19 protein-coding genes and 1 pseudogene are annotated in these 24,613 nt (G+C 74.1%); 7 read left to right on the top strand and 13 right to left on the bottom strand.

From position 1 onward, the window contains the following. Positions 1-400 precede the first annotated feature (400 nt). The 5 genes from fxsA to ACU6P3_RS23535 all read right to left on the bottom strand — a co-directional run bounded on the left by fxsA (position 401) and on the right by ACU6P3_RS23535 (position 8,735). Positions 401-646, bottom strand: coding sequence for an FxSxx-COOH cyclophane-containing RiPP peptide (gene fxsA, locus ACU6P3_RS23555; protein WP_447193996.1), 246 nt, complete (start codon positions 644-646; stop codon positions 401-403). 115 nt (positions 647-761) lie between these two features. Continuing rightward, positions 762-4,553, bottom strand: coding sequence for an SAV_2336 N-terminal domain-related protein (locus ACU6P3_RS23550; RefSeq protein WP_447193995.1), 3,792 nt, complete (start codon positions 4,551-4,553; stop codon positions 762-764). Between the two features lie 6 nt (positions 4,554-4,559). Then, positions 4,560-5,603, bottom strand: a complete 1,044-nt coding sequence (locus ACU6P3_RS23545; protein ID WP_447193994.1) for an AAA family ATPase — start codon at positions 5,601-5,603, stop codon at positions 4,560-4,562. Between the two features lie 280 nt (positions 5,604-5,883). Then, positions 5,884-8,157: a VMAP-C domain-containing protein gene (locus ACU6P3_RS23540; protein WP_447193993.1), complete on the bottom strand. Its 2,274-nt coding sequence runs from the start codon at positions 8,155-8,157 to the stop codon at positions 5,884-5,886. Beyond that, positions 8,154-8,735, bottom strand: a complete 582-nt coding sequence (locus ACU6P3_RS23535; protein ID WP_447193992.1) for a CU044_2847 family protein — start codon at positions 8,733-8,735, stop codon at positions 8,154-8,156. The genes ACU6P3_RS23540 and ACU6P3_RS23535 overlap by 4 nt, the downstream gene beginning before the upstream one ends. 165 nt (positions 8,736-8,900) lie before the next feature. Between ACU6P3_RS23535 and ACU6P3_RS23530 the strand changes: the two genes are divergently transcribed. Beyond that, complete coding sequence (locus tag ACU6P3_RS23530) at positions 8,901-9,080, top strand: DUF6104 family protein (protein ID WP_014048295.1); 180 nt, start codon at positions 8,901-8,903, stop codon at positions 9,078-9,080. 63 nt (positions 9,081-9,143) lie between these two features. On the opposite strand, the pseudogene ACU6P3_RS23525 reads toward ACU6P3_RS23530, so the two are convergent. Then, a pseudogene (locus ACU6P3_RS23525) lies at positions 9,144-10,119 on the bottom strand (STM4015 family protein). 237 nt (positions 10,120-10,356) lie between these two features. On the opposite strand from ACU6P3_RS23525, the gene ACU6P3_RS23520 reads away from it, so the two are divergent. Together ACU6P3_RS23520 and ACU6P3_RS23515 are read left to right on the top strand one after the other, a co-directional pair. Beyond that, a complete protein-coding gene (locus ACU6P3_RS23520; RefSeq protein ID WP_447193991.1) occupies positions 10,357-11,268 on the top strand; it encodes a DUF4097 family beta strand repeat-containing protein in 912 nt (303 codons plus the stop codon). 1 nt (position 11,269) lies between these two features. Further along, positions 11,270-12,232, top strand: a complete 963-nt coding sequence (locus tag ACU6P3_RS23515; RefSeq protein WP_447193990.1) for a PadR family transcriptional regulator — start codon at positions 11,270-11,272, stop codon at positions 12,230-12,232. A gap of 271 nt (positions 12,233-12,503) precedes the next feature. Here the strand turns inward: ACU6P3_RS23515 and ACU6P3_RS23510 are convergent, their stop codons facing one another. The 5 genes from ACU6P3_RS23510 to ACU6P3_RS23490 all read right to left on the bottom strand — a co-directional run bounded on the left by ACU6P3_RS23510 (position 12,504) and on the right by ACU6P3_RS23490 (position 18,980). Beyond that, positions 12,504-13,157 (bottom strand): response regulator, encoded by a 654-nt coding sequence (locus tag ACU6P3_RS23510; protein WP_447193989.1) that lies wholly within the window; start codon positions 13,155-13,157, stop codon positions 12,504-12,506. A gap of 88 nt (positions 13,158-13,245) precedes the next feature. Beyond that, positions 13,246-14,733 (bottom strand): sensor histidine kinase, encoded by a 1,488-nt coding sequence (locus ACU6P3_RS23505; protein WP_447193988.1) that lies wholly within the window; start codon positions 14,731-14,733, stop codon positions 13,246-13,248. 223 nt (positions 14,734-14,956) lie between these two features. Next, complete coding sequence (locus ACU6P3_RS23500) at positions 14,957-16,150, bottom strand: Clp protease N-terminal domain-containing protein (RefSeq protein ID WP_447193987.1); 1,194 nt, start codon at positions 16,148-16,150, stop codon at positions 14,957-14,959. A 234-nt stretch (positions 16,151-16,384) separates the two neighbouring features. Then, positions 16,385-17,347 carry a zinc-binding dehydrogenase gene (locus ACU6P3_RS23495; RefSeq protein ID WP_447193986.1) on the bottom strand — a complete coding sequence of 321 codons (963 nt, stop codon included), beginning with the start codon at positions 17,345-17,347 and terminating at the stop codon, positions 16,385-16,387. 349 nt (positions 17,348-17,696) lie between these two features. Then, positions 17,697-18,980, bottom strand: coding sequence for an NAD(P)-dependent malic enzyme (locus ACU6P3_RS23490; protein WP_447193985.1), 1,284 nt, complete (start codon positions 18,978-18,980; stop codon positions 17,697-17,699). Between the two features lie 611 nt (positions 18,981-19,591). Between ACU6P3_RS23490 and ACU6P3_RS23485 the strand changes: the two genes are divergently transcribed. The 3 genes from ACU6P3_RS23485 to ACU6P3_RS23475 are packed head-to-tail and all read left to right on the top strand — an operon-like array spanning position 19,592 to position 22,383. After that, positions 19,592-20,590 (top strand): ABC transporter substrate-binding protein, encoded by a 999-nt coding sequence (locus ACU6P3_RS23485; RefSeq protein ID WP_447193984.1) that lies wholly within the window; start codon positions 19,592-19,594, stop codon positions 20,588-20,590. Between the two features lie 45 nt (positions 20,591-20,635). Next, positions 20,636-21,586, top strand: a complete 951-nt coding sequence (locus ACU6P3_RS23480; RefSeq protein ID WP_447193983.1) for an amino acid ABC transporter permease — start codon at positions 20,636-20,638, stop codon at positions 21,584-21,586. Next, positions 21,583-22,383, top strand: a complete 801-nt coding sequence (locus ACU6P3_RS23475; RefSeq protein ID WP_447193982.1) for an amino acid ABC transporter ATP-binding protein — start codon at positions 21,583-21,585, stop codon at positions 22,381-22,383. Before ACU6P3_RS23480 ends, ACU6P3_RS23475 begins: the two co-directional genes overlap by 4 nt. Before the next feature lie 109 nt (positions 22,384-22,492). Here the strand turns inward: ACU6P3_RS23475 and ACU6P3_RS23470 are convergent, their stop codons facing one another. Continuing rightward, positions 22,493-23,314 carry a class I SAM-dependent methyltransferase gene (locus ACU6P3_RS23470; protein ID WP_447193981.1) on the bottom strand — a complete coding sequence of 274 codons (822 nt, stop codon included), beginning with the start codon at positions 23,312-23,314 and terminating at the stop codon, positions 22,493-22,495. Between the two features lie 101 nt (positions 23,315-23,415). On the opposite strand from ACU6P3_RS23470, the gene ACU6P3_RS23465 reads away from it, so the two are divergent. Continuing rightward, entirely contained in the window at positions 23,416-24,045 is a 630-nt protein-coding gene (locus tag ACU6P3_RS23465; protein WP_447193980.1) for a CGNR zinc finger domain-containing protein, read from the top strand. Here ACU6P3_RS23465 and sodX read toward each other — a convergent pair. Next, a complete protein-coding gene (sodX, locus tag ACU6P3_RS23460) occupies positions 23,949-24,410 on the bottom strand; it encodes a nickel-type superoxide dismutase maturation protease (RefSeq protein WP_447193979.1) in 462 nt (153 codons plus the stop codon). The two genes, ACU6P3_RS23465 and sodX, sit on opposite strands and share 97 nt — an antisense overlap. Between the last annotated feature and the right edge of the window lie 203 nt (positions 24,411-24,613).

Below are 24,613 nucleotides of genomic sequence, written 5' to 3'. Positions count from 1 at the left end.
CGGCCCCCGGTACCCGCGGTACGACCGCTGTTCCCGGCGTCCCCGCACCCGGGCCTTGCGCGGGCGGAATCGCCTGTCGAGACACTCGGCACCCCCATGCGCGCACGGACCGGCCGACGGCGTGTTTCCCGGTCGGGCCGGGGAGGCAAACGCGTGCGGAGGGATGTTGTCCGGTTCGACGGGCGTCCGGGGCCGAACTGGGCTTGATCCTTACGAGCGGCCCGGGGGCGTGCGGGGGCGGGCAGTGGGCGGTACGCGAGGTGGTACGGGCCGGGTCCGTACGCGCGTTGTCACACGGGTTTTGTGTCCGGTGTCGCGTTGAAGGTCGCCTTCGGGACCGTGTTCGGGATCGCGTCCGGGATCGCGTCCGGGATCGCGTTCGGGATCGCGTTCGGTGGGCTCAGAACGCGTTGTTGAAGCCCCAGAGCATTTCCCTGGGCTGCTCGGCCCGGGCCCGCAACTCCGCCACCACCTCGGCGAGTACGGGGTGGTCCAGTGTGCGCAGTGTCGCCAGGTCCAGCTCCAGCAGGTCGGGCAACGGCCCGGTGTCACCGGCCGGCACCGGCGCGCCGGCCGGGACGCCGGGGCCCTCGGCCGCGTCCGGTTTGTCCGGGGCCCCGGCCCCCTCGCGTACGTCGCCACTCATCGCGTCCCACGCCTCCCCGTCGTGTCCCTGTCCGCTCCCGTGCCCGGCCGGTGCCGTCGGACGGCGCCCGGCCCCGTACGGCCCGGTGTCGTTCCGTCGGGCACCGTCCGGCCCCTCAGCGGTCCAGCTCGGCCAGGCGCTTCCTGGTCTCGCTCGCCGCCTCGCCGCCGCCGTCCGGCAGTCTGCTCCATTCCGTACGCGCCGCCCGGTACGCCTCGCGAGCGGCCCGGGGGCGGCCCGCGTCCTCGTACGTCATTCCCCGCCAGTGGTGCGCGGCGGCGCGCAGCGCGACCGCTTCCACCCGCCGCGCCGGACTCGCCTGACTGCCCTCGTCCGCCTCCACCTGCCGCGCCGCGTCCGCCGCGTCGCGGAACGCCTCGCCCGCGTCGTCCAGCCGGGCCGGCCGGTGCAGGGCGCGGGACGCCTCCAGGTGGGCGCGGCCCAGCTCCAGCCAGCAGCGCGCCGCCGTCAGCGGCTCCCGCGCCTCCTGGGCCGCCAGCCCGAACAGGTGCTCGGCCTCGCGCAGGTCGACCCGGTCCCCCGCCAGCCGGTGCCGCGCCATCAGCGCCTGGCCGAGCATCAGCAGCCGTCCCGCCAGCCGGACCTGGCCGGGTGGCGTCTCCGTACGGCAGTCGCGCAGCACCCGGACCGCCGAGCCGAGGAACGGCTCGCCGTCCGGCGCCGTCGCCCGGCGCAGCAGCGTCCGGCCCCACTCCTCCAGCAGGTCCGCGTGCGCGCGGGTGTCGCGGGCCGTGCCGCGCGTCGCCTGGGCGAAGAACTCGGCGGCCTCCTCCAACTCCGCCGTGTCGCCCGAGCGTTCGTACCGGGCGAGCCTGACCCGGCCGGCCCTGATCCGCAGCGCGGCGAGCTGCCGGTCGTCGCGGACGGTCGCGAGCGCCTGCGCGACCAGGGTCGCCGCCTCCTCCAGGCCGCCCTCGCCCGAGCGCAGCAGCGCGTCCACGAGGTCCAGCAGGATGCGGGCCTGCGTGCCGACGGTGTGGCCACCGGCGCCCGGCGCCATCGCCGTGCGCAGCGAACGCGCCGCCTGGCCCGCGTACACCTGCGCCTGTTCCGGATCGCTGGTGGCGCTCGACAGCCGCAGCAGCGTGCGGCCGTGGGCGAGCGGCAGCCCGGCGGGCCGGTTCTCCTGGTCGGGCCAGACGTCGGCGAACGCCTCCAGCATGCCGATCGCCCCCTGGAGCAGCGCGCTGTCCCCGCCGAGGCGCCACTGCGACTCCAGCGCGCGCACCCGCTCCAGTGTCAGCCGCAGCGCCTCGCCGGGGTCGAGGCCGGGCGCCGCGCAGGCGACCGTGTACTCGCGGTCCGCGCGGCGCAGCAGCTCCAGGGCACCGCGCCGGTCGCCGTGCCCGCGCCGGTCGTCGGCCGCCGCGTGCAGCACCTTCGCCAGCACCGCCCGTTCCCGTACGGCCCGGGGATGGGCCGTGGCGCGCTCGGCCGCGCGCCGGGCGTCGAGCAGCAGCTCGCCGCCGCCCTGGACCTCCCACAGCCGCAACAGGCAGCGGGCGAACTCCGACCACAGCTCCGGGTCGCTGCCGCCGCCCGGCCGCTCGCGCTCGGTGGCACCCCGCAGCAGCTGGACCGCGTCGATCAGATACTGCACCATGCCGTCCGACTCGAACCGGCGCACGAGGGCGCGGGCGCTGCCCACCGCCTCGTGCGTGGCCGGTCCGGGAAGCCCGCGCGCGCCCCGGTCGCCGTACGGCGCGAACTGCTCCGGCAGCGGCATGAAGCGTTCCAGCACGCGGGCGGCGACCTCGGCGAAGGGGTGCGGGACCCGCGGTCCCCGGGCGCCGTACCGGCCGAGCGGGCCGTGCTCACCGAACAGCCCGCGCTCGCCGATGGCGTCGGCCGCGCCGTGCGCGCCCTCGTCACCCTCGTCGCCGTCGTCCCCTCCGTCACCGTCGTCGCCGAGCGCGACGCCGCCCGCGCCGCCGAACGTCCCGCCGTGCGCCGAGCCGTTCGAGGAGAGCGGACCGTGGCTCGCGTCGCCCAGCTGCGCCAGCGCCAAGGCGGGGAAGTTGGGCCCGCCCCGGCCGAAGTGCTGCTCTATGTACTCCGAACAGTGCTTGAGGACCAGCATCGCCTCGTCGCGGCCGAGCGGTCCGAGCAGCGCCTCCTGCACGCCCGGCGCGAACTCGTACCACGGCCCGTCGTCCGTCCCGTCCCCGTCGCCCTTGCTCCGTGTCAGCAACCCGCTGAGCAGCACCTCGGCCAGCTCGGAGGGGCCGGAGTCGGGCAGCATCGTGCGCTGTACGAGCTGCATCACCGGCAGGTACAGCGGCGCCGCCGCGAGGTAGACGGCCAGCCGGCCGGCCACCGGCGAGGCCGCCGAGCGGAACCTGCTCACGAGCTGGAGCGAGGACATCCGCTCGCCCACGCGCGGCGCGGGCGCCGGCGGCTGGTCGGCGCGCACCCAGCCGACCGCTCCGGAGATCCGGCCCGCGCCCGTGCCGGAGAGCAGCCGGGCCCAGGCGCCGAGCGCGCCCTCGACGGGCGGCAGGACGGGGACGGCGAGCGCGCCCGGATGGTGGGCGGGCGCGCCGGTGCCCTCGCCGGTCACCTTGAGCACCGTCGCGCCGGTGAGCCCCTCTCCGCGCGAGAGCACCCCGTAGGTGACGGGCAGCCGGGTGCGGTTCCACATCCGCTGGGGCAGCGGCTGGAGCACGGCGGTCGGTCCCTGGCGGCCGAGCAGGTGCAGCAGCCGGTGCGCCTGCCCGGTGTGCCAGAGCGGGCCGGCGCAGTCGCTGACGACGACGGTGACCCGGCGTCCGGTGGGGTCGCTGAGCCGGTCGGCGGAGATCAGCGGCGCGGCGGCCGGGTCGGCGCTCCGGCTCACGGCGGGCTCCCCGTCCGGCCCCTCGTGCAGATAGCGCACCTGCATGTCCCGGAAGGCGCCCAATTGGCCGAAAACTTGCTGCAGTTCGTCGAACAGCCGCTCCCAGACACGCATGGAGGACGAGGCGTCCAGCACGATCTGGAGCACCGCCTCGCCCCGCGCCGCGCCCCGGAAGACCGGGATGATCAGCCCGCCGGCCCGGGCGCTCCGGTCGACCGTCGCCACCTCGTCGAGGCTGCGGCGCAGGGGCGGGGCGGCCGGCCGGTAGCGCTGGACCGGGCGCAGGGCCCGCTGGAGTTCGAGCGGGGCGGGCAGCGCGGGGGCCGCGGGCACGCCGACGGTGACCGGCGCGGGGCCGCCGACGCGGGTACGAACCGCCTGGTGACGCGGTACGGGATGGAGAGCGACCCGGCGGTCCTCGCCCGGGTCCGGTCGCTGCGCTGGCTTGTCCACCGGCTCGGCCTCCTCCGTACGGTGGGGACCGGCGGCCGGTGTGACGTCCGTCCGGCCGGGGCCCCCTCGCTCCGTCCCGGCGCGCGGCGGTGCGCCGGTCTCGTCGCCCCGCTGCTCCGGCCGCCGCCCACCGCCGGTCCACCGGGCCAGCCAGAGGGCGTCGCAGAGCTGCTCGGCGTCGGGGTCGAGGCCGGCTTCGCGCAGCCGTGCGACGAGCGCGCTCAACAGGGCACGGTCGTACGGTATCGGCTCGCCCGCCGCGGCGCCCGGGTCCGCGCCACCGGATGGCCGAGACGGACCGTATGCCGGGGGCCCGTCCTCCTGGCGAGCGCGCGCGGGGGCCGGGCCGTCCCTCCGTGGATCGCGCGGGCGCGCCAGGTCCTCCCGCGGGTCGCGCGGGCGGGCGGGGTCCGCCTGTGGGTCGCGCGGACGGGCGGGGTCCGCTCCCGGCTCCCGCCCGCGCGCCCCGGCGCCCGGCCGGCCGGCCGGTTCGGGAGCGGACCCCTTGGGGGAGGGCCCGCGTCCAGGCTCCGGCGCTTCGCGTCCAGGCTCCGGCGCTTCGTCGTCCGGCCCGTGTCGTGCCGTGACCTCGGGCATCGCGCGTCACCTCGGCCGGTCGAGTCGCTGGATGAGCAGGTCGGCGAGGCGGTCGCGGCCCGCCGGGGCGGCCGCGCCGGTGAGGTAGATGGCGTTCAACAGCTGGTCGGTGGAGATCAGTTCGCTGCGGGAGCGCTCCAGGAAGTGGATGATGAGGTCGTCGCCCGCGCGGGCCGCCTCGTCGCCGAGATGGGCCCGTACGAACGCGGCCAGCCGCTGCCGGTCGGGGCGGCCCAGCTCCAGGTGGATGCAGCGGCGCATCAGGGGCGCGGGGAAGTCGCGCTCTCCGTTGCTGGTCAGAACGACGAAGGGGAAGGCCGTGCACTGCACCCGGCCGCCCCGGATCCGCGCCTTCGTACCGTCGTGCGTGAGCACCTCCGCCACGCCGTCCGGCAGCCGGTCCGCGATCCGTTCCAGCTCCGGAATGGCGAACTCGCCTTCCTCCAGCACGTTCAGCAGGTCGTTCGGCAGATCGATGTCGCTCTTGTCCATCTCGTCGATCAGCAGCACCCGGGGCTCTTGAGAGGGCAGCAGCGCGGTACCGAGCGGGCCGAGCCGGATGTAGCTGCCGATGCCCGTCGACGGGTCCTGCGGCTCGGCGCCGGCCGCGGCACCGTGCGCGGCGATCTGCACGTCCTGGAGGCGGGCTATCGCGTCGTAGTGGTACAGCCCGTCCTGGAGGGTCGACCGGCTGACGATGGGCCAGCGCAGCACCCGGCCCAGCCCCAGTTCGTGCGCGACCGAGTGGGCGAGGGTGCTCTTGCCCGCCCCCGGACTGCCCGTGACCAGCAGCGGACGCCGCAGGTAGAGCGCGGCGTTGACCATTTCCAGCTCTTCGGCGCCGGGGCGGTGCAGCTCGGCCTCGTGCCGGTAACCGCCCAGCCGCCGGTCGGCGGAGCCGTCGCCGTCACCGCCGCGCACCGAGCCGTCCGGACAGACCTCGCTCCGGTTCGCGAAGTCCCGCCAGGGCGGCGGCGGGGGCAGCTGGGTGATGCCGTCGTGCGGTTCACCGGCGCCTCGGTAGATGAGCCACTCGCCCGGTTCGCTCATAGCGCGTTCCTCGTCTCGTCCGCGGTGATCAGGTACCGGAGGGGCGGGAGATGCGGGGGATGCGAAAAGTACGGAACGTGCCGCGGGTACTGCCGCGGGTACGAGGGACCGTGCCGTACGACGCGGCGCCGGGCGCGCGTACCCGCCGGCCCGGTCGTGACACCCGGCAGGCCGCTGCCGGCACCCGCCGGCGGGGCCACGGCAGCAGGCCGTCCGCCCACGCCGCCCGACGGACCGGTCACACCGCCCGGCCGTCCGCTCACGGCACCCGGCAGGCCGGTCATGGTGCCTCCAGCAACTGGCCGGAACCGGGCAGCGGGTGGTGCGGATCGTCGTAGAACAGCGCCACCCCCTCGGACCAGTACATCTCCGCACGGCCCGAGCGCACGCCCTGCCTCAGCTCGTGGATCTTGCGCGGCAGCTGGTCCGCGGTCCGCGCCTCGGCGACGGTGTCGGCCGCCCGCCGGTGGAAATCGGCGCACACCGCCTCGGGGCGGTCCTTGCCCCGGCGCAGCAGGGCGATGTGGAAGCCGCCGCGCACCACGCGGGCGAGTCCGGCCGATGTCTCACCGTCGGTCCGGTCGCCGTACCGGCAGAGCACGGGCACCGTCTCGTACGCCAGGGCCCGCAGCTCCTCCTCCGTCGGGACGGGTACCCGCAATCCGTCCTCGCAGTCCACGACGGCGGCGCGGACGGCGGCGGTGGTGGCGCGCGTCCAGCGCGCCATGCGCTCGCGGGTGTCGTCCTCGGTCAGCGGTGGCTCGTGGTCGGAACGGCGCACGACGACCGGGCGGGTGACGCCGAGCGGCGGCTCGTCGGGCGCCAGCTGCCAGCGGTCGACGGCCATCCCGAGCTGGGACTGGACCACGGCGACCTGGAGGACGGCCGGGCTGTCCGGCTCGTCGCAGCGCCGGAACGCCTCGGTCAGCGACGCCGTGAGCCGGGCCGGCAGGGCGTGGCCCGGGGTGCCCCGGCTGTCCTCGCCGACGGGCTGCACCTCACCGGTGTGCCGGGCGACGCCGACCCGCCAGTCGTAGCTGTCCCGCTCCCAGCCGCGTGGCTCCAGCTCCAGCAGGACGAAGGGCGCCTCGCCGTCCGCGGGCCGCTCCCCGTACGCGGGCGCCGCGCGCCGCTGCTCCCGGTCGGTCCGCAGCCGGGCGGCGGCCCACAGCCGGGTGATCTCGTTGCGGAACTCCCGGGAGAGACCGTCGTCGGCGACCCGCTTCACCCACTCCCACAGCTCCTCCTCCGCCTCCGGGGTGGAGGGGGTGACATAGGGGCGCTCGGCGGCGATGACGCTCATGCAATAGCGCAGCAGCAGTTCGAGCGCGGCCTCGCCGCCCCTCGTCTCGTAGAGCGCGCCGAGCCCGTCGCGCCAGCCGCGCGGCGCCGGGTAGCGCTCGACCGAGTGGACGCCCGGCAGCCGGACGAGCAGGTCGAGCAGCCCGCGCGTGGAGACCGGCGGCGGCAGCTGGGCGAGCTTGCCGAGCAGCGTGACGCGCTGCGGGGGGCTGAGGGCGCGGTCGATGGAGGCGCCCAGGGAGCTCTGTACGTCGGTCCAGGTGCGGCCGGTGCCGACGGGGCTCGTGTGCTGGTAGGCGTGGTAGCGGTCGTGGGCGTGGAAGACCGCCTGGTAGTCGTCGTCGGACTCGGCCCCGGCCATCGTGGCGGGCACGGGCAGCGAGCGCAGCCGCTCGACGCCGATGGAGGTGCCGCCCATGGCGCCGACGAGCTGGGACTTGAGCACCCCGACGACCTCGCCGCGCGCGATGTCCACGGTCGGGCCGCCGGACACGCCCGGCGGCAGCACGTCCCCGCCGAGCCGCATCTGCTCGTCGGGGTCCGCCCAGCCGCCGACCGTGCCCTGCACCGTGCACTGCCCGTTGAGCCGCTTCAGCCGCCCGCCGATCTCGGTCCAGCCCGCGTAGAACACCTCGCCGCCGCCGAAGAAGGCCGCGGGGCGCTCGGTCACGTAGACGCAGGCGTGGTCGGTGGGCCGGCGGAGCCGGACGAGGGCGAGGTCGGGCGCGGCCCAGCCGCCGGCGGGAGGCGGCGGGGCGGCACCGTACGGATCGCCCGTGGCGTACGAGCCGTACGAGTCGCCTGTGGCGTACGCGCCGACTGTGCCGTAGGGGTCGGCCGTGCTGTACGGATCGGCCGTGCTGTACGGATCGGCCGTGCCGTACGCGCCGGTCGTGCCGTACGGGGCTTCCGGGGCGTACGAGGGGCGCCCGGTGTCCGTGACGCCCGAGGGGTGCTCGGGGAGCGCGGCGACGACCGTGCCCGGCACCGCGGACTCGCCGCTGCCGGGACCGGTTTCGAAGACCACGGTCACGTCCCGCCCCTCCCCCTGCATCGCCACATGCGCACATGTGAGAACCCAGCTCGGGGCGATGAAGAAGCCGCTCCCCAGAAACTTCCCGCCCTGTTCATCAGGGGCATACCCGGGCGTCGGGGCATGGATGCGCACCGTCGCCGCCATGACGAGGTCCATGAGCGCACGCCGGGTCTCGGCCGGGACTCCGGGCGCTCCCCGGCCGAGGCCATCGATCATGGGGCACTCCCGGCCGGAGGCTCGGGCCGGTATGAATGCGCCGCTGCGCCGGGTGGTGCGCCCCCGGGCGCGGGAGAGGCGGACGGCGGCGCGGGCGGCATGGCCGGGACCGGGGGCACCGCCGGTGCGGCGGAAGCGGGCGGGGCGGCCGGGGCGGCCGGGGCGCTGGGGGCCGACGGAGACGCGGCGGTCTGCGGCGGGACCGGGGGCGGGGCGGTGAGGTCGGCGGGCGGTCCGCCGTCGTTCCAGGTGAGCGTGACCTTGATCGCGCCCTTGGCCTCGCCGTCCGCGAGCAGCCCGACGACCTTGCCGGACTTGGCGGTCAGCTCGACCCCGAACTCCACGCTCACCTCGTCGGGCCGGACCGCGCGCAACGGTCCGGCGAGGGACCGCGCGACGCTGGTCACCACGCCGTACAGGCTCTCGACCCGGGCCTGGACCTGGTCGCCGAACCCGGTGTCCGAATAGACCAGGCCACCGCTGGGCCGCCGCAACTCCTCGGCACCGGAGATCCGGGCCCATACGGGCGTGCCGTCCGGCATCTCGATGCGTGTGACGCGGACCTCGTCCTCACCCATGGCAACCCCTGTTCCCCCAATTCCCCGCAGATTAGCGCCAGTACGGTGCGGATGCGAGGTGTCTGAGGAAGGACGACGGATGTCGCCCTCCCGGTTCTCGGCAACGGCTCCGGACCGCGCCGAGCAGCCGCGGGACACCGCTCACCCCGCATTAAGCTGAGCACCATGTATTTCACCGACCGCGGGATCGAGGAACTGGAGAAGCGGCGCGGCGAGGAGGAGGTCACCTTCGAGTGGCTGGCCGAACAGCTGCGTACGTTCGTGGACCTCAACCCCGACTTCGAGGTCCCGGTCGAACGGCTGGCGACCTGGCTGGCCCGGCTGGACGACGACGAGGACGAGTAGTACGACGACCGGGCGGCCCGCCCGCCACGGGCCGCCCGCCATTCCCGTACGTCCGCGCCCGCGTCATTCACCGGCGGCCACGTACCGGCCTCGCTCCTCGTCGTCCTCGTCGGGCCATTCCTGCTCGGAGAGGTCGACCACGACACCGGACGGCTCAAGAGCGTCCCGGACGCGCCGCATCATCGCGTCGGACAGGAAGTGGTGGCGCAGATCGAGCCGGCGCAGGTGGGTGAGGGGCTGGCCGTGCAGCAGCGCCTCGGCCCCCGCGTCGGACAGGGTGCCCAGCCCCAGGGCCAGGGAGGTGAGCCGGGCGACGACGGGGGGCGGTGGCCACGGCGGCGGCCATCTCGTCCTGCACATCGGCGTTCCGCAGGCCGAGGTGGCGCAGGGCCGGCAGGCGACTTCCGTCCAGGATGGGGGCCAGGTCCTCCACCTTGGTGGTGCGGCCGTAGGCCTCGACGCCCAGCCACAGGTCCAGGTGTTCCAGGTTGGGCAGGTCGGAGGAGACGATGCCGCGGACGACCGCGCCCGGCGGGCCGCCGTTCTCCAGGCGGAGCGTGCGCAGGCCCGTGTGGCGCAGCGGCGGGAATTCCAGGCCGGGCACACCGCCGTGGCCGCCGAGTGAGCCGCGGACCGCCAGTTCCTTCAGGCGCGGGTACGCGGCCAGGACCGGGGAGACGTCGCCCTGGACGATCCAGGACAACTCGCACTCCATGAACTCCAGGTCGGCGAGATAGAGGGCGTCGAGACCCGTGAGGCGTTCCTTCGCGGCGTCGAGCCGTTCGGCCGTCTCCTGGGGGCCGCCGCCGTCGTATTCGGAGCCGTACGCCCCCTGGCCGAGGACGAGGGCGCGAACGCGCGCCGGATCGACGGTGTCGAGGAAGCGTTCCCAAGCGTCGTCGAAGTCCTCGTCGCCGTCGGCCCGGGCGATTTTCCACGCGACCGACTCCGCCTCCGGCAACGGCTCCTCGCCCTCGTCCGGGAGGGGGAAGTCGAAGACGGGCAGGCCGTGCAGTTCCGTGATGTGCTCGATGGTCAAGGTGGGCGCCCCGGGCTCGTTCGGTGGCCGGCGGCGGGTCGGCGCCGGCCCGTGCACCGCTTTTCCACCAACCGCCGCCGACACCCGCGGGACGAATCCGGTCCCCCCGGCCCGGCGGACCACCGCCCGCCGGAGTTCCCTCGCCCCGCCGCCCCGGCCTTGACTTCCCGGAGGCGCGATATATCGTGTTCACAGGAACGCGATATGTTGCGTCATGACCACCCAAGGAGGTCACCCATGACCGAGTCGACGTGGGAAGTCGCCGAGCCCCGGAAACTCGCCTTCGACACCCCGGTGACCGCCCTCAACGTGCGCGTCGTCAACGGGACGGTGAACGTCGTCGGCGCGGAGAGCGACGGCGCCCGGCTGGAGGTGTCCCGGGTCGAGGGGCCTCCGCTGATCGTGAGCCTCGCCGGTTCGACACTGACCGTCGCGTACGAGGACCTGCCCTGGAAGGGTTTCCTCAAGTGGCTCGACCCCAAGGGCTGGCGGCGCGACGCCGTCGTCACCCTCACCGTCCCGGCCGGCACGGCCGTCGAGGTCGGGGTGGTCGGCGCCGGGGCCGTGGTGTCCGGGGTGCGCGGGCCCACGGACGTCCGGGGGGTCAGCGGTGACACGACGCTCGTCGGCATGTCGGGCAGGGTCAACGCCGAGACGGTGTCCGGCAATCTGGAGGCCCAGGCGGTAACCGGCGACCTGCGCTTCCACTCCGTGTCGGGCGATCTGACGGTCGTCGAGGGCGCGGGCTCCTCCGTCCACGCCGATTCCGTCAGCGGCGACATGGTCGTCGATCTCCATTCGACGGACCGGCCCACGGACATCCAGCTCAACACGGTCTCCGGGGAGGTCGCGATCCGCCTGCCGCACCCCGCCGACGCGCGGGTCGAGGCGAACACGGCGAGCGGTACGGTCTCCAACGCGTTCGAGGACCTGCGGGTGAGCGGACGGTGGGGCGCGAAGCGGATCACCGGCACGCTCGGGGCGGGCACGGGCACGCTCAAGGCGACGACGGTGTCCGGGGCGATCGCCCTGCTGCGGCGGCCCCCGTCGGAGGAGGACCCGCGCGAGCGGGTGCCCGCCGACGCCGCGCGGACGGACGCCGTACCGGCGGCCGACGACGCCGTACCGACCCATTCGAAGGAGCTCTGACATGGCGGTCTTCGCCCACGGCCGACTCCGGCTCTACCTGCTCAAGCTCCTGGACGAGGCACCGCGCCACGGCTACGAGATGATCCGGCTGCTGGAGGAGCGCTTCCAGGGCCTGTACGCGCCGTCCGCCGGCACCGTCTACCCCCGGCTGGCCAAGCTGGAGGCGGAGGGGCTGGTCACCCACGCCACCGAAGGCGGCCGCAAGGTCTACTCGATCACCGACGCCGGCCGCGCGGAACTGGCCGGGCGCAGCGGCGAGCTGGCCGACCTGGAGCTGGAGATCCGCGAATCGGTGTCCGAACTGGCGGCCGAGATACGCGATGACGTCCGGGGCGCCGCGGGCGCGCTGCGCAGCGAGATGCGCGCGGCGGCCACCGAGACCCGTAAGACGTCCGGCACCCGGACCGGCGGCCGGCCGGACTGGGAGGGAAACCTCACCGACAACGAGTCCTGGCGCGTGGCGAAGGAGGAGCTGCGGCGCGCGAAGCAGGAGTGGAAGGAACAGGCCCGCCGGGCGAAGGACGAGTCCCGCCGGGCCCGCGAGGACGCGCAACAGGCCCGCCGCCAGGCACAGGAGGCGCAGGAGACGGCGCGCCGCGAGATGCAGCGGATAGCGAAGCAGGTCCAGGACCAGGTCCAGGACCACTTCGCGCGCGGCGACTGGCCGTCGGGCGTACGGGAGGGCCTGTCCGAACTGGCCGGCCGGCTGGGGGGCCTGACGGGCTCGGCCTGGCCGCCGTACGTCAAGCCGGAACCGGCGGGGGCGGCCGACTGGGCGGAGGACACCCCGGAGACCGGCGATCCGGCCCGGGACCTGGACCGGCTGCTGGACCGCTTCCGCGACGACATCAGGGACGCGGCCCGGGACAACGGGGTGACGGCCGAGCAACTGGCCGAGGTACGGCGCCACTTGTCCACGGCGGCGGCCCACATCGGCGCGGTGCTGCGCACGGGCGACCGGTGACAGGTGACAGGTGACGGGTGACGGACGACGGGTCACGGGTCACAGGTGACGGGTGACCGGCGGCGGTTGACCGGTGCCGGACGACGGGTCACAGGTGACGGGTGACGGGTGACCTGCGACGAGCGACGGGGGCCGGACGACGGGTGGCCGGGCATGGGGTCGTCACCGTACGCCGACCGGGGCCGTTACGGGCCGACCGGTGGCGACCGACGGCGGCGTGGCCCCCGGCCGACGGCCCCCGGCGGGCAGCCGGCCGTCCGACGGCCGGCCGTCAGCGGTCGGTGAGCATTCCCGCGTCGTGGGCCAGCACCGCGGCCTGTACGCGGTTGGCGCAGCCCGTGCGCGTGAGGATGCGGCTGATGTGCGCCTTGACCGTACTCGCGCTCATGTAGAGCTGATCGGCGATCTCCGCGTTCGACAGACCCGTGCCGAGCAGCCGCAGCACGTTCCGCTCGGCGTCGGTGAGGTCCGCCGTCCTGCGCAGGGCCGCCTCGGTGCCCTGGCCGGACCGTACATGACGGTCCAGCAGCTGCCGGGTGATCCGGGGTGCCAGGACCGGCTCGCCCTCGGCGGCCAGGCGCACCGAGCGGATCAGCTCCGTGGGGCCGGTGTCCTTGAGCAGGAACCCCGTCGCGCCGGCCCGCAGCGCCCGGTTCACGCTCCGCTCCTCGCCGAAGGCCGTCAGCATCACCACATGGGTGCGGGGCGAGGCCTGACCGATCTCCTCGGCGGCGGCTAGCCCGTCCTTGCCCGGCATCTGGATGTCGAGCAGCGCCACGTCGATGTCCTGGCCCCGGCATGCCTCGACCGCCTCGCGTCCGTCGCCCGCCTCGGCCACCACCTCGATGTCGTCCGCGTTCTCCAGGACCAGTCGGATGCCGACGCGCATCAGCCGCTCGTCGTCGGCGATGAGAACTCGGATCATCGCCTCATCGTAGACGCCGTCCCCGCACCGCCCGGAGGCCGGTGCGCGCGGCGTCGGGCGCGGTGCGCCGCCGGCCGTACCGTCCCGATCACAGCTGTTGCCCGCTCAGGGCCAGCACCACGAGCACGATGAGGAAAACCACGGTGGGCAGGATGGCGAGCGCCGCCGCGCACCCCGCGCCGAGCACCCGTGGCCAGGTCAGGGCCTCGGCCGAAAGCGGGTCGTGCGTCCCGGACGGGGGGCCGGCCCGCTTCCCGGCCCGCGCGGCGGGGACCGCCGGGGGGCCGGAGACCGCCGGGGCGACGGGGGCGGCCGGGACACCGGGGAAGGCCGGCGCGACCGGCGGAACCGACGGCGCCGCACCCTGGGGCCGGGCGGGCAGCAGGGCCGTCACCCGGAAGCCGCCGCCCGCGAGCGGCCCCGCGGCGAACGAGCCGTCCAGGAGGGAGATCCGCTCCTCCAGGCCGGCCAGCCCGCTGCGGTTGCCCGCCCCCGGCCGGCGTTTGGCGCCCGGGGCGCCGTTGGTCACGACGACCCCGATCCGGCCGTCGGCGACGCCGACCTCCACCCGGACCGGCGCCCCCGGCGCGTGCTTCAGCGCGTTGGTCAGCGCCTCGCGCACCACGCGGTGCACCGCCTGGCGGGTGCGCGGTGCGGCATCGGCCGTATCGGGCCCCGACCAGTCCAGTCCGGCCTCGACGCCCGCCCGCCGGGTCTCCGCCACCAGGGCGGTGATGTCCTCCCGTGTCCCCCGGCCGCCCTCGCCGCCGTCGTGTTCCCCCGCGCCGTCCCCGACGTCCCCGTGCCGCAGTACCCCGAGGATCTCGCGCAGTTCGTCCATCGCCGAGCCCGCCGTGGTGCGGAGCAGCTCGGCCTGTTCGGCGAGGGGCGCGGCCTGCCGCCGGACCGCCAGTTCCAGCGCTCCGGCGTGTACGGAGATCAGGCTCAGCCGGTGGCCGAGCAGATCGTGCATCTCCCCCGCGATCCGGTTCCGTTCCTCCGTCCGCGCCGCCGCGGCGCTCAGCGAACGCGCCTGTTCCAGATAGGCGTTGCGCTCCCGCAACAGGCTGACCAGCGGCCGGCGCCGGCCCAGCAGCGTCCCGGCGAGCGCCGGGAGTGCCAGCAGCGGTACCGCGGCGGTGGCGCCGACCGCCAGCTCAGGCGCCGACACGTCGGCTTCGAACAGTGCGACGACCACGGTCAGGGCGCCGCCCAGCGCGCAGGCCGCCCCCACCGCGTACCACGCGCGGCGTGCCGGGTGGATACGGCGGGTGGCGGAGCCCACGATCAGCGGCACCATCAGCATCGCCCCCAGGCTCGGCCCGGCGATCAGGGGGACGGTGCCGAGCACCGTCGCCACCGGCCGGCGGCGCCTGGCGGGTACCAGCAGTGCCACCCACAGCGCCGCCAGGGCCACGAGGACCGGCTGTTCCCGCTCCTCCACGATCAGCAGCGGTAGCAGCCCGACGACGGCCGCGGCCAGGCAGGCCAGCGACTCGGCCACCACCGTGCGCGGTGGAGCCGCGCGCACCGCGGCCAGACACTCCACCGCCTCACGCTGCACAGCCCGCCGCACACGCCGAAGTATCCGTGTCACCAGCCGTCTCCGCTCTCGCCCCTCGTTGCGCACCGCCGGGCCGCCGGCCCTCGCCCGGTCCCGGCGGCGTCCCCGGTCCCGGCGGCCCTTCGTGACCCGGCGACCTGCCGTGACCCGGCGGCGTCGCGGGGCGTGGCGCCGTGCGCCGCCCCGGAGGACCGTAACCTCCGCCGCACCGGCCGGACCGGGGCGGGTCCCCGCGTCACGCGCCCGGTCGGCGGGGCAGGCGCTCCCTCAGTGCGGCCACGTCCACGCCCTCCTCGCGAAGCAGCGTGGCGGCCTCTCCCGCCTCGTCGTCGAGGAGGGCGGCCAGGACGTGCACCGTTCCGAACGAGGAGTCGTCACCCTGTTCCGCCGCCAGCAGCCGTCCCCGGGCGACGATCTGTTCGGTGCGCGGCGAGAGCGGCCGTTCGCTGTCGGCCGGAACCGGACCGAACGCCGCGGTGGCCATGACGGTCCGGCGGGCCAGCGAGTCGGGCCGCACCCCGTACGCGCCCAGCAGCCGGGCGGCGTCGTTGGCGGGGGCGACGTCCGCGGGCAGCGACCGGCCGGCGACCGACAGGGCGCGGTCCAGGGCCGGCAGGGCCAGCAGCAGGTCCACCGGCTCCGCCGCGGCGCGTCCGCACCGCACCGCCCGGCGCCTGGCCTCCAGGGATACGGCGGTCAGGACGGTGCCGTCCATGCCGGCCGTCCAGGACAGCACGGCCCGCATCAGCCGGCCGCTCCGGCCTTCCTTGCCCAGCGTTCCCGCGTGGACCAGCAGGGCGAGGGCGCGTGAGGCGGGCGCGGGCTCGTCGGTCAACCGCGCGTCCAGCGTGTCCAGCGCGGCGGACGCCGTGGCCGTGGAGATCTTCCGCAGGGCCAGCGCCTCGGCCGCGCGGGTACCGGGTGTCTCCACCAGGGTCCGGGCCACGTGCCGGCACCGCACGCTGGGCGTGCCCTCCCGGCGGGCCAGCGCGAGGGCGTGCAGCAGGCTCTGGCGCAGCGCCCCCGTCGGCTCGGGCCATGCCCCGTCATCGGCCGGGCTCAGCCCACGGCCACCGTGGGCGACGCGCCACCGCGCCTCCCGCCATACGGCGACGGCCTCCGCCTCGTCGCTCGGTTCGGCCGCGGGTCCGTCGGGGTTTCCTTCGTCGTCGTGGGCCCAGGGGGCGTCCGACCGGCCGGCGATCAACCCGCTGAGCGCGCCTGCCGCGCGCATGCCGGGGGTCAGCGCCTCGCCGGCCTCCGAGTCCCCCATGACCAGCTCCGACAGCAGGTCCTCGGTGCCCACGGTCCGCCGCTCGCGCTTGACGGCGCGGCGCAGGGTCTCCGCGAGCAGTTCGATGACGTCGTCCTCGAACTCGGTCGCGTGAACCGAGGTGCCGGGGATGAGGGGGTTGTCGGTGTCCATCATGGGCGTAAGTCGCTCTTCCGTCGGAGGTCGGCCTCGGGGTGCGGTGACCTGCTGTGTGCACGACGTTAGACGCGGGCGCCGCCCCGCCGCGTCGGCCGACCGGCCACGCGTCCCGGCCGAACGGCCACACCCGATGTCCGACCGGCCACACCCCCTCGCCCGACCGGCCGGGCTCGCCGCCCACCGCCGGGCGCTCACCGCCAACTGCCGGTGCTGGTGCCGGTACCGGTGCCGTCAGGGCTGCAGTACGACCTTCCCGAAGAGGTCGCCCGCCGCCATCTTCTCGAACCCCTGCCGCGCCCGGTCCAGCGGCAGCACCTCGTCGATCACCGGCCGCACCCCCTTCGCCGCGCAGAACGACAGCAGGTCCGCCAGCTCGTCCTTCGAGCCCATGGTCGAGCCGACGACCCTCAGCTCCAGGAAGAAGATCCGCGTCAGTTCGGCATGCTCCGGGCGATCGCCGCTGGTGGCGCCGGAGATGACCAGGGTGCCGCCGCGCCGCAGGCACTTGAGGGAGTGGGACCAGGTCGCCGCGCCGACCGTCTCGATCACGGCGTCCACCCGGTGCGGCAGCCGCGCGCCCGGCTCGAAGGCGTCCGTCGCGCCGAGCTCCACCGCCCGCGCCCGCTTCTCCTCGGTGCGGCTCGTGGCGTACACCCGTAGCCCGGCCGCGCTGCCGAGGACGATCGCCGCGGTCGCGACGCCGCCGCCCGCGCCCTGGACGAGGACCGAATCACCGGGCCGGACGCCCGCGTTGGTGAAGAGCATCCGGTACGCGGTGAGCCAGGCGGTGGGCAGGCAGGCGGCCTCCTCGAAGCTCAGCTCGGCGGGCTTGGGCAGGACGTTCCAGGCGGGCACGGTGACCTGCTCGGCGAAGGTGCCCTGGTAGCGCTCGGTGAGGATGGTCTGGGGCTCGCGCGGGCCGACCCCGTGGCCCGTGGCGCCGATGACGGAGTGCACGACGACCTCGTTGCCGTCCTCGTCGATTCCGGCCGCGTCGCAGCCGAGGATCATCGGCAGCCGGTCCTCGGTGATCCCGATCCCGCGCAGGGTCCACAGGTCGTGGTGGTTGAGGGAGGCGGCCTTCACCGTGACCGTGGTCCAGCCGGGGCGGGCCTGGGGGGCCGGGCGCTCGCCCAGTGCGAGACCCTTGAGGGGTTCGGCGAAGTCGAGGCTTTCGGCGTATGCGGCAAACATGACGGTGACAATACGGCGGGGCCGGTCGCGGCGGAACCGCACGCCCGGCCCGCGCCGCCCGCCGTTCCCCGGTCGCCGAACGCCGGTCTCCGCACGCCGTCCGCCGTGCGCCGCCCACCCGCCTCCGGTCACCGAACGCCGGTCGCCGTGGGGCATGAGCCGGTCGCCGTGGGCCGGTCACCGTACTCCGTACGCACGCGCCCGCGAGCACGGCGAGACGTCCGTACGGGGGGGCGTCCGTACGGGGGCGTCCGTACGGGAGACCCACCTTCGCGATACATACGAAAGGGCCGCGCCCCGCCCCTGTCCGGGAAACCCGGAGGGCGCGAAGGCGCGGCCCGCCGTGCCGTCAGCGCCGCGCCACGCCCTCCGCGCGCGCCGCCGCGGCCACCGCCGCCGTGACGGCCGGGGCCACCCGCTCGTCGAACGGCGACGGGATCACGTAGTCGGCCGACAGCTCGTCACCGACCACGTCCGCCAGCGCGTCGGCCGCCGCGATCTTCATGCCCTCGGTGATCCGGGAGGCCCGCACCTGGAGCGCCCCCGCGAAGATCCCGGGGAAGGCCAGCACGTTGTTGATCTGGTTCGGGTAGTCGCTGCGCCCCGTCGCCACCACCGCCGCGTGCCGGTGCGCCACGTCCGGGTGCACCTCCGGGTTCGGGTTGGCCATCGCGAAGACGAACGCCTCCGGCGCCATCGAGGCGACCGCCGCCTCCGGGACCGTACCGCCGGAGACGCCGATGAAGACGTCGGCGCCCGCCAGCGCGGACTCCAGCGAGCCGGTGAGCCCGGCGCGGTTGGTGAGGCCGGCCAGTTCGCGTTTGACGTCGGTCAGGTCGTCGCGGTCCGCGCTGACGATGCCCTTGCGGTCCGCCACGGCCACGTCCCCGATGCCGGCCGCCAGCAGGAACTTCGCGATGGCGACACCCGCCGCGCCCGCGCCCGAGATGACGGCGCGCAGGTCGCCGAGCGAGCGGCCGGTCAGCTTCGCCGCGTTCCGCAGGGCGGCGAGGGTCACGACGGCCGTGCCGTGCTGGTCGTCGTGGAAGACGGGGATGTCCAGCCGCTCCTGGAGCCTGCGCTCGATCTCGAAGCATCGCGGCGCCGCGATGTCCTCCAGGTTGACCCCGCCGAAGGAGGGCGCGAGCCGCACGACGGTGTCGACGATCTCGTCCGTGTCGGTCGTACCGAGCGCGAGCGGCACCGCGTCGACCCCGCCGAACTGCTTGAAGAGGATCGCCTTGCCCTCCATCACCGGAAGCGACGCCTCCGGGCCGATGTCGCCGAGCCCGAGGACCGCCGTACCGTCCGTGACGACGGCCACGACCTGCGACTTCCACGTGTAGTCGTGCACCAGCTCGGGGCGCTCCGCGATGGCGCTGCACACCCGGGCGACGCCGGGCGTGTACGCGAGGGACAGGTCGTCCTTGTCCCGGACGGGCACGGTCGCCCGGACGGCCATCTTGCCGCCGCGGTGCAGCGCGAAAGCCGCGTCGAAGCCCGTGTCCGAGGGCTCCTCGGCCCCTTGCTCAGGGACGACGCCGGCGCTTCCCGCGCCCCCGGTCCCGGCGTCGCCGCCCGTGCCGTCCGTGCCGTCCGTGCCGCCGATCTGATTGACGATCTCCGCTGCCATGTGTCTCTGAACCCCTAAGGAAGTCATCGGTTGAGGGTGTCCGCTCCTGGTCGAGCAGGTGTGGGTGGGCACCGCGTACGGTCGCCGCCCGGGCGGGTGTGCCGCCCCCGCGGAGTGATACGTACGCGCGGACGCGCCGCACACGCGTCCTGGCCCCCGGATGAGGGGTGTGATCGTCTCTTCCTACCCGACGGACCCCGTCGACCACGAGACCGTTCTCGCCGGTCCACGCTCACGTGTCCTCATCGGTCCACGGTCACGCGCTTCTCATCGGTCCACGCTCACGCGTCCATTGTCCGTCGGTGAGATGGGTCATATCTGAACAGTTCGGAAAGATCCGGCTATGTATATGAACCCATCTGAACGTGGGGCGAGGCCGGAGATTTTCCGGCCGGAAGGAGGTATTCCAGCAGACGGTCCGGCTTTGACGTGCCGCCATGCCACTGCGGGGGTGTCCCGTTACCCGATTTTGACATGCCCGGACCCCTGGAGGGGTCCGTCCAAATGGGAGGATGCAACTCGTCACACACGGTCGCGACACTCGAAGACGCGTGCTCGTCGGCCAGGTAGCCGCTTCAATAAGCCTTATCTCTTCGCCGGAGGCCCCGATCATGACCGCAAGCACCACTTGTCGTACGGCTAGCACCACCCGTCGTACGGCAGGCGCGAAGTCCAGGATCGCCGCGGTCGGCGCGCTCGCGGTCACGGGCGCCCTGCTGCTGGCGGGCTGCGGGGACCAGACGGGCGGCGGCACGGCGGGCGGCGGCAAGAAGGAGGGCGCGTCCGACGGGGCCTCGGCGGCACCGCTCTTCGACCAGCTGCCGAAGCCGATCCAGGACAAGGGCGTCATCAAGGTCGGTTCCGACATCGCGTACCCGCCGGTGGAATTCAAGGACAGCTCAGGAAAAACGGTCGGGATCGACCCGGACCTCGCGGACGCGCTCGGCAAGGAACTGGGCGTGCGCTTCGAATTCGAGAACGGCACCTTCGACACTCTCCTCACAGGTCTGCGTTCCAAGCGGTACGACATCGCCATGTCGGCCATGACGGACACGAAGGAGCGCCAGGACGGCGTGGACCCCGACACCGGCAAGAAGGTCGGCGAGGGCGTCGACTTCGTCGACTACTTCACCGCGGGTGTCTCGCTCTACACCAGGAAGAGCGCGGCCGACGGCATCAACAGCTGGTCCGACCTGTGCGGCAAGAAGATCGTCGTCCAGCGCGGCACCGTCTCGCACGACCTGGCCAAGGACGAGAGCGAGACCTGCGAGAGGAGCGGCAAGGGCGCGATCTCGATCGAGGCCTTCGACAACGACCAGCAGGCCCAGACCCGGCTGCGCAGCAGCGACGCCGCCGCCGGCGCCAGCGACTTCCCGGTCGCCGCGTACGCCGTGAAGACCTCGGGCGGCGGCAAGGACTTCCAGCTGGTCGGCGCCCAGGTCGAGGCCGCGCCGTACGGCATCGCCGTGGCGAAGGGCGACCCACTGGCGAAGCCGCTCCAGGCCGCGATGGACGCGATCATCAAGAGCGGTGAGTACGACAAGATCATGGCCAAGTGGGGGGTCGAGGACGGCGCGGTCAGGAAGGCCGAGATCAACGGCGGTTCCTGACGGCGCCCGCTCCTGAAAGGCATCTGAAAGGCATAGGCAACCTCCGTGTCTGTTGACATCAACAAGTCGGACGGGCCGGCGGACGCGCCACGCGACGCCGCGCCCGCCGCGCCGCAGGCCATCAAGGCCGTTCCCGTCCGGCACTACGGGCGGTACGTCTCCGCGGCCGTGGCCATCGGCCTGCTCGCGGCGATCGTCTACGCCTTCGCACAAGGCAAGATCAACTGGGCCGCCGTGCCCGCGTACTTCTTCGACGACCGCATCCTGCGTGGCGTGGGCCAGACCATGCTGCTCACGGTGCTCTCGATGCTGATCGGTGTGGTCGGCGGCGTCCTGCTCGCGGTGATGCGGCTGTCGAAGAACCCGGTGACCTCCTCGGTCGCCTGGTTCTACATCTGGTTCTTCCGGGGCACCCCGGTCCTGGTCCAGCTGATGGTCTGGTTCAACCTCGGGCTGGTCTTCGAGTACATCAACCTCGGCCCGATCTACAAGGACTACTGGTCCAGCTTCATGACGCCGTTCCTGACGGCGCTGCTGGGCCTCGGGCTGAACGAGGCCGCGTACATGGCCGAGATCTGCCGGGCCGGTCTGCTCTCGGTCGACGAGGGCCAGACCGAGGCCTCGCACGCGCTGGGCATGAGCCACGCCAAGACGCTGCGCCGGGTGGTGATCCCGCAGGCGATGCGGGTGATCGTGCCGCCGACCGGCAACGAGGTCATCAACATGCTCAAGACGACCTCCCTGGTGGCGACGGTGCAGTTCTACGAGCTGCTGCGGTACGCCCAGGACATCGGGCAGACCTCGGGCTCCCCGGTGGAGATGCTCTTCCTCGCGGCGGCCTGGTACCTGCTGCTGACCTCGGTCCTGAGCGTCGGGCAGTACTACCTGGAGCGGTACTACGCGCGCGGCTCCAGCCGCAGCCTGCCGCAGACGCCGCTCCAGCGGGTCCGGGCCAATCTGCTGTCCCTCGGCCGCCCCAAGGGAGGCATGGCATGACCACCACGAGCATGACGACCCCGGCCGCCACCGGGAGCCGGCCGATGGTGCAGGCGGAGGGCGTCCACAAGTCCTTCGGCACGGCCCACATCCTCAAGGGCATAGACCTGGAGGTCGCGCCGCGCGAGGTGTTCTGTCTGATCGGCCCGTCCGGCTCCGGGAAATCGACCTTCCTGCGGTGCATCAACCACCTGGAGAAGATCAACGCGGGGCGGCTGTCGGTCGACGGCGAGCTGGTCGGCTACCGGCAGCGGGGCGACAAGCTGTACGAGCTCAAGGACAGCGAGGTGGCCAGGAAGCGCCGCGACATCGGCATGGTCTTCCAGCGCTTCAACCTCTTCCCGCACATGACGGCGCTCGAGAACGTCATGGAGGCGCCGGTCCAGGTGCGGGGCGAGACGAAGGCTTCCGCCCGGGCCCGCGCCGAGCGGCTGCTGGACCGGGTGGGGCTCGCGGACCGCGCGGGCAACTACCCCTCGCAGCTCTCCGGCGGCCAGCAGCAGCGGGTCGCGATCGCCCGCGCGCTGGCGATGGAGCCGAAGCTGATGCTCTTCGACGAGCCGACGTCGGCGCTGGACCCGGAGCTGGTGGGCGATGTCCTCGACGTGATGCGCGGCCTGGCCGAGGACGGCATGACGATGATCGTCGTCACCCATGAGATGGGCTTCGCGCGCGAGGTCGGCGACGCGCTGGTGTTCATGGACGACGGCGTGGTGGTCGAGTCGGGCCACCCGAGGGACGTCCTGACCAACCCCCAACACGAGCGGACGAAGTCGTTCCTGTCGAAGGTGCTGTAGACGGCGGCGCAATCGGGACCCGGCCCCCGTCACCGGGGGCCGCGGCGCGGTGGCGACGGCGGTACGGGAGCGGCGCGGAGCCCCGTACCGGTCCCGTACCGGCGCGCGGCTACTTCAGGGCGAGCACGAGGGAGTCCGAGGGCGACGCCCACACGGCCCGCGCCTCGGCGAACCCGGCGGCCCGCAGGGTCCGTACGTGCCAGTCGAGGGAGGGTGTGTCGCCGTCCGCGTGCTCACCGAAGATACGGAAGCGCTCGGCGGCGGGCTCGGCGAGCGCCGGCTCCCGGGCGGCCAGCTCCCACCACTGCGCCCAGTCCAGCGCGCCCGCCGCCTTGGCCCGGTCCATGCCGGCGTGCCGGAAGGTCCGCTCGGCGGCGTTGATCCGAGGGGTGGCCGGGTCCGTCATGTGGTCGGCGTTCATGAGGACACCGCCGTCCCCGAGCACCGCGGCGAGCTGCCCGTACAGCGCGGCCAGCGGATCCTCGTGCAGCCAGTGCAGGGCGGTGGCGGTGAGGACGGCGTCGTACGTCTCGTACGGGAGCAGCCCGGGCCAGACCGGGGCGGCCAGGTCGGCGGTCACGAAGGTCACTCGCGCGTCGCCCTCGAACGTACCGCGCGCGATGGTGAGGAGTGCGGGATCGAGATCGACGCCGGTACTCGTCGCGCGCGGGAACCGGCGCAGCAGCCGCCCTGTGATGCTCCCCGTACCGCACGCGAGGTCGAGCACCCTCGGCTCGGGGCCCGCGAACGCCTCCACCATGTCCAGCATGACCCGGAAGCGCTCCTCGCGGTCGGGCATGTACCACTCCTGCTGGCGGTCCCAGCTCTCCTGCCAGGCCGCCCAGTCGACCCCGGTCTCCGTCGCCGTCCGCGTGCCCGTATCCGTCCGCGTGCCCGTATCCGCCTGCGTACCCGTCTCCGTCTCCGTCACGGAAAGCCACCTCCGTCGTTGCCGTAATACCCTGAATAGCCTGTCAGTCATTACCAACACCCTTGACGACCGACCCTAGACCGCCGCCGTAAGGACTACAAGTGGAACTGGCCTCTTACTCGGACTCCGCCGTACGCCTGGTCAACACCGAGGAACCGGCCCGCGGCACCGACACCCTGACCTCGGTCGAGGCCGTGCGCGCGCTCTTCGGCCCGAACTCGCAGGCCGCGCGCCGCGCCACGGAGGCGGACGTCACCCGGTTCCGTTCGGTGCGGGCGCGGCTGCGCGCGGTCTTCACCGCGGCCGACGGGGGCGAGGAGACCCACGCGGTGGACCTGCTCAACTCGTTGCTGCTGGAGTTCCCGGTCAGCCCGCAGATCTCGGGGCACGACTTCCTGGACGACGCGGGCCGACCGCGCTGGCACATGCACCTGGCGGACCACCCCTCCAACGCGACGGCCGGCTACGCGGCGACCGCGGCCATGGGCCTCGCCTTCCACCTGACGGAGTACGGGGTCGACCGGCTCGGCCTGTGCGAGGCGGCGCCCTGCCGCAACGCCTACCTGGACACCTCGACCAACCGCTCCCGCCGCTACTGCTCGGACCGCTGCGCGACCCGTGCCAACGTCGCCGCCTACCGCGCCCGCAAACGCCGGGAGACCGAGCGGTCCGGCGACACCGGCCGCAGCGCCGAGAGCAGCCACGAGAGCACGGCCCGTGCGGACCGCTGATCGCCCAGCGGCCGGTAGCGCGCCCTGACCCGGGCGAGCAGCAGGTCCTCGGGCACCAGCCCGAACACCCGGCTGTCCCCCTCGGCCCCCGGATTGTCCCCGAGCACCCACCAGGCCCCGTCCTTCCGCTCCACCAGCCGCTTGACGATGAGCAGGTCCTGCTGGAGCGGATGCCTGAGCACGGCCACGTCACCGGCCTTCACAGGCGCCCCGTAGTGCACCAGGAGCTGGTCCCCGTGCCTCAGTGTCGGATACATGGAGGGCCCCGTCACCTCGGCGAGTCCCAATGGCACTCGCGGCTCCCTGCCGTCCCGTCCGCCCCGCGCGACCCGCTCCTCCTGCGGACGCCCGTCCTGCGTCGTCATACGCCACCTCCCACCGCGCGGCCCGTTCCCACGGCCCCCGCTCCCGGGCCGGTTCTCGTCCCGGGTCCGTTCCCGGGCCCGTCCCAGGGCCCGCTGTCCGATGCCTCGCGCCCGGGGCTCCACTCCCACGGTCCCGCTCCCACCGTACGTTCCGCCACCGGTCCCGTATCCACCCGGACTTTTGACGTAAGCCCCAGGGGGCA

The organism is Streptomyces hebeiensis, from assembly GCF_052983195.1.
Note: the sequence above shows the minus strand (reverse complement) of the source record. Positions and strands in the feature narration are given on the sequence as shown.

Coding starts and splice junctions, on each gene's coding strand:
- fxsA (WP_447193996.1), bottom strand. CDS start 646: ATGAGTGGCGACGTACGCGAGGGGGCCGGGGCCCCGGACAAACCGGAC.
- ACU6P3_RS23550 (WP_447193995.1), bottom strand. CDS start 4,553: ATGCCCGAGGTCACGGCACGACACGGGCCGGACGACGAAGCGCCGGAG.
- ACU6P3_RS23545 (WP_447193994.1), bottom strand. CDS start 5,603: ATGAGCGAACCGGGCGAGTGGCTCATCTACCGAGGCGCCGGTGAACCG.
- ACU6P3_RS23540 (WP_447193993.1), bottom strand. CDS start 8,157: ATGATCGATGGCCTCGGCCGGGGAGCGCCCGGAGTCCCGGCCGAGACC.
- ACU6P3_RS23535 (WP_447193992.1), bottom strand. CDS start 8,735: ATGGGTGAGGACGAGGTCCGCGTCACACGCATCGAGATGCCGGACGGC.
- ACU6P3_RS23530 (WP_014048295.1), top strand. CDS start 8,901: ATGTATTTCACCGACCGCGGGATCGAGGAACTGGAGAAGCGGCGCGGC.
- ACU6P3_RS23520 (WP_447193991.1), top strand. CDS start 10,357: ATGACCGAGTCGACGTGGGAAGTCGCCGAGCCCCGGAAACTCGCCTTC.
- ACU6P3_RS23515 (WP_447193990.1), top strand. CDS start 11,270: ATGGCGGTCTTCGCCCACGGCCGACTCCGGCTCTACCTGCTCAAGCTC.
- ACU6P3_RS23510 (WP_447193989.1), bottom strand. CDS start 13,157: ATGATCCGAGTTCTCATCGCCGACGACGAGCGGCTGATGCGCGTCGGC.
- ACU6P3_RS23500 (WP_447193987.1), bottom strand. CDS start 16,150: ATGATGGACACCGACAACCCCCTCATCCCCGGCACCTCGGTTCACGCG.
- ACU6P3_RS23495 (WP_447193986.1), bottom strand. CDS start 17,347: ATGTTTGCCGCATACGCCGAAAGCCTCGACTTCGCCGAACCCCTCAAG.
- ACU6P3_RS23490 (WP_447193985.1), bottom strand. CDS start 18,980: ATGGCAGCGGAGATCGTCAATCAGATCGGCGGCACGGACGGCACGGAC.
- ACU6P3_RS23485 (WP_447193984.1), top strand. CDS start 19,592: ATGACCGCAAGCACCACTTGTCGTACGGCTAGCACCACCCGTCGTACG.
- ACU6P3_RS23475 (WP_447193982.1), top strand. CDS start 21,583: ATGACCACCACGAGCATGACGACCCCGGCCGCCACCGGGAGCCGGCCG.
- sodX (WP_447193979.1), bottom strand. CDS start 24,410: ATGACGACGCAGGACGGGCGTCCGCAGGAGGAGCGGGTCGCGCGGGGC.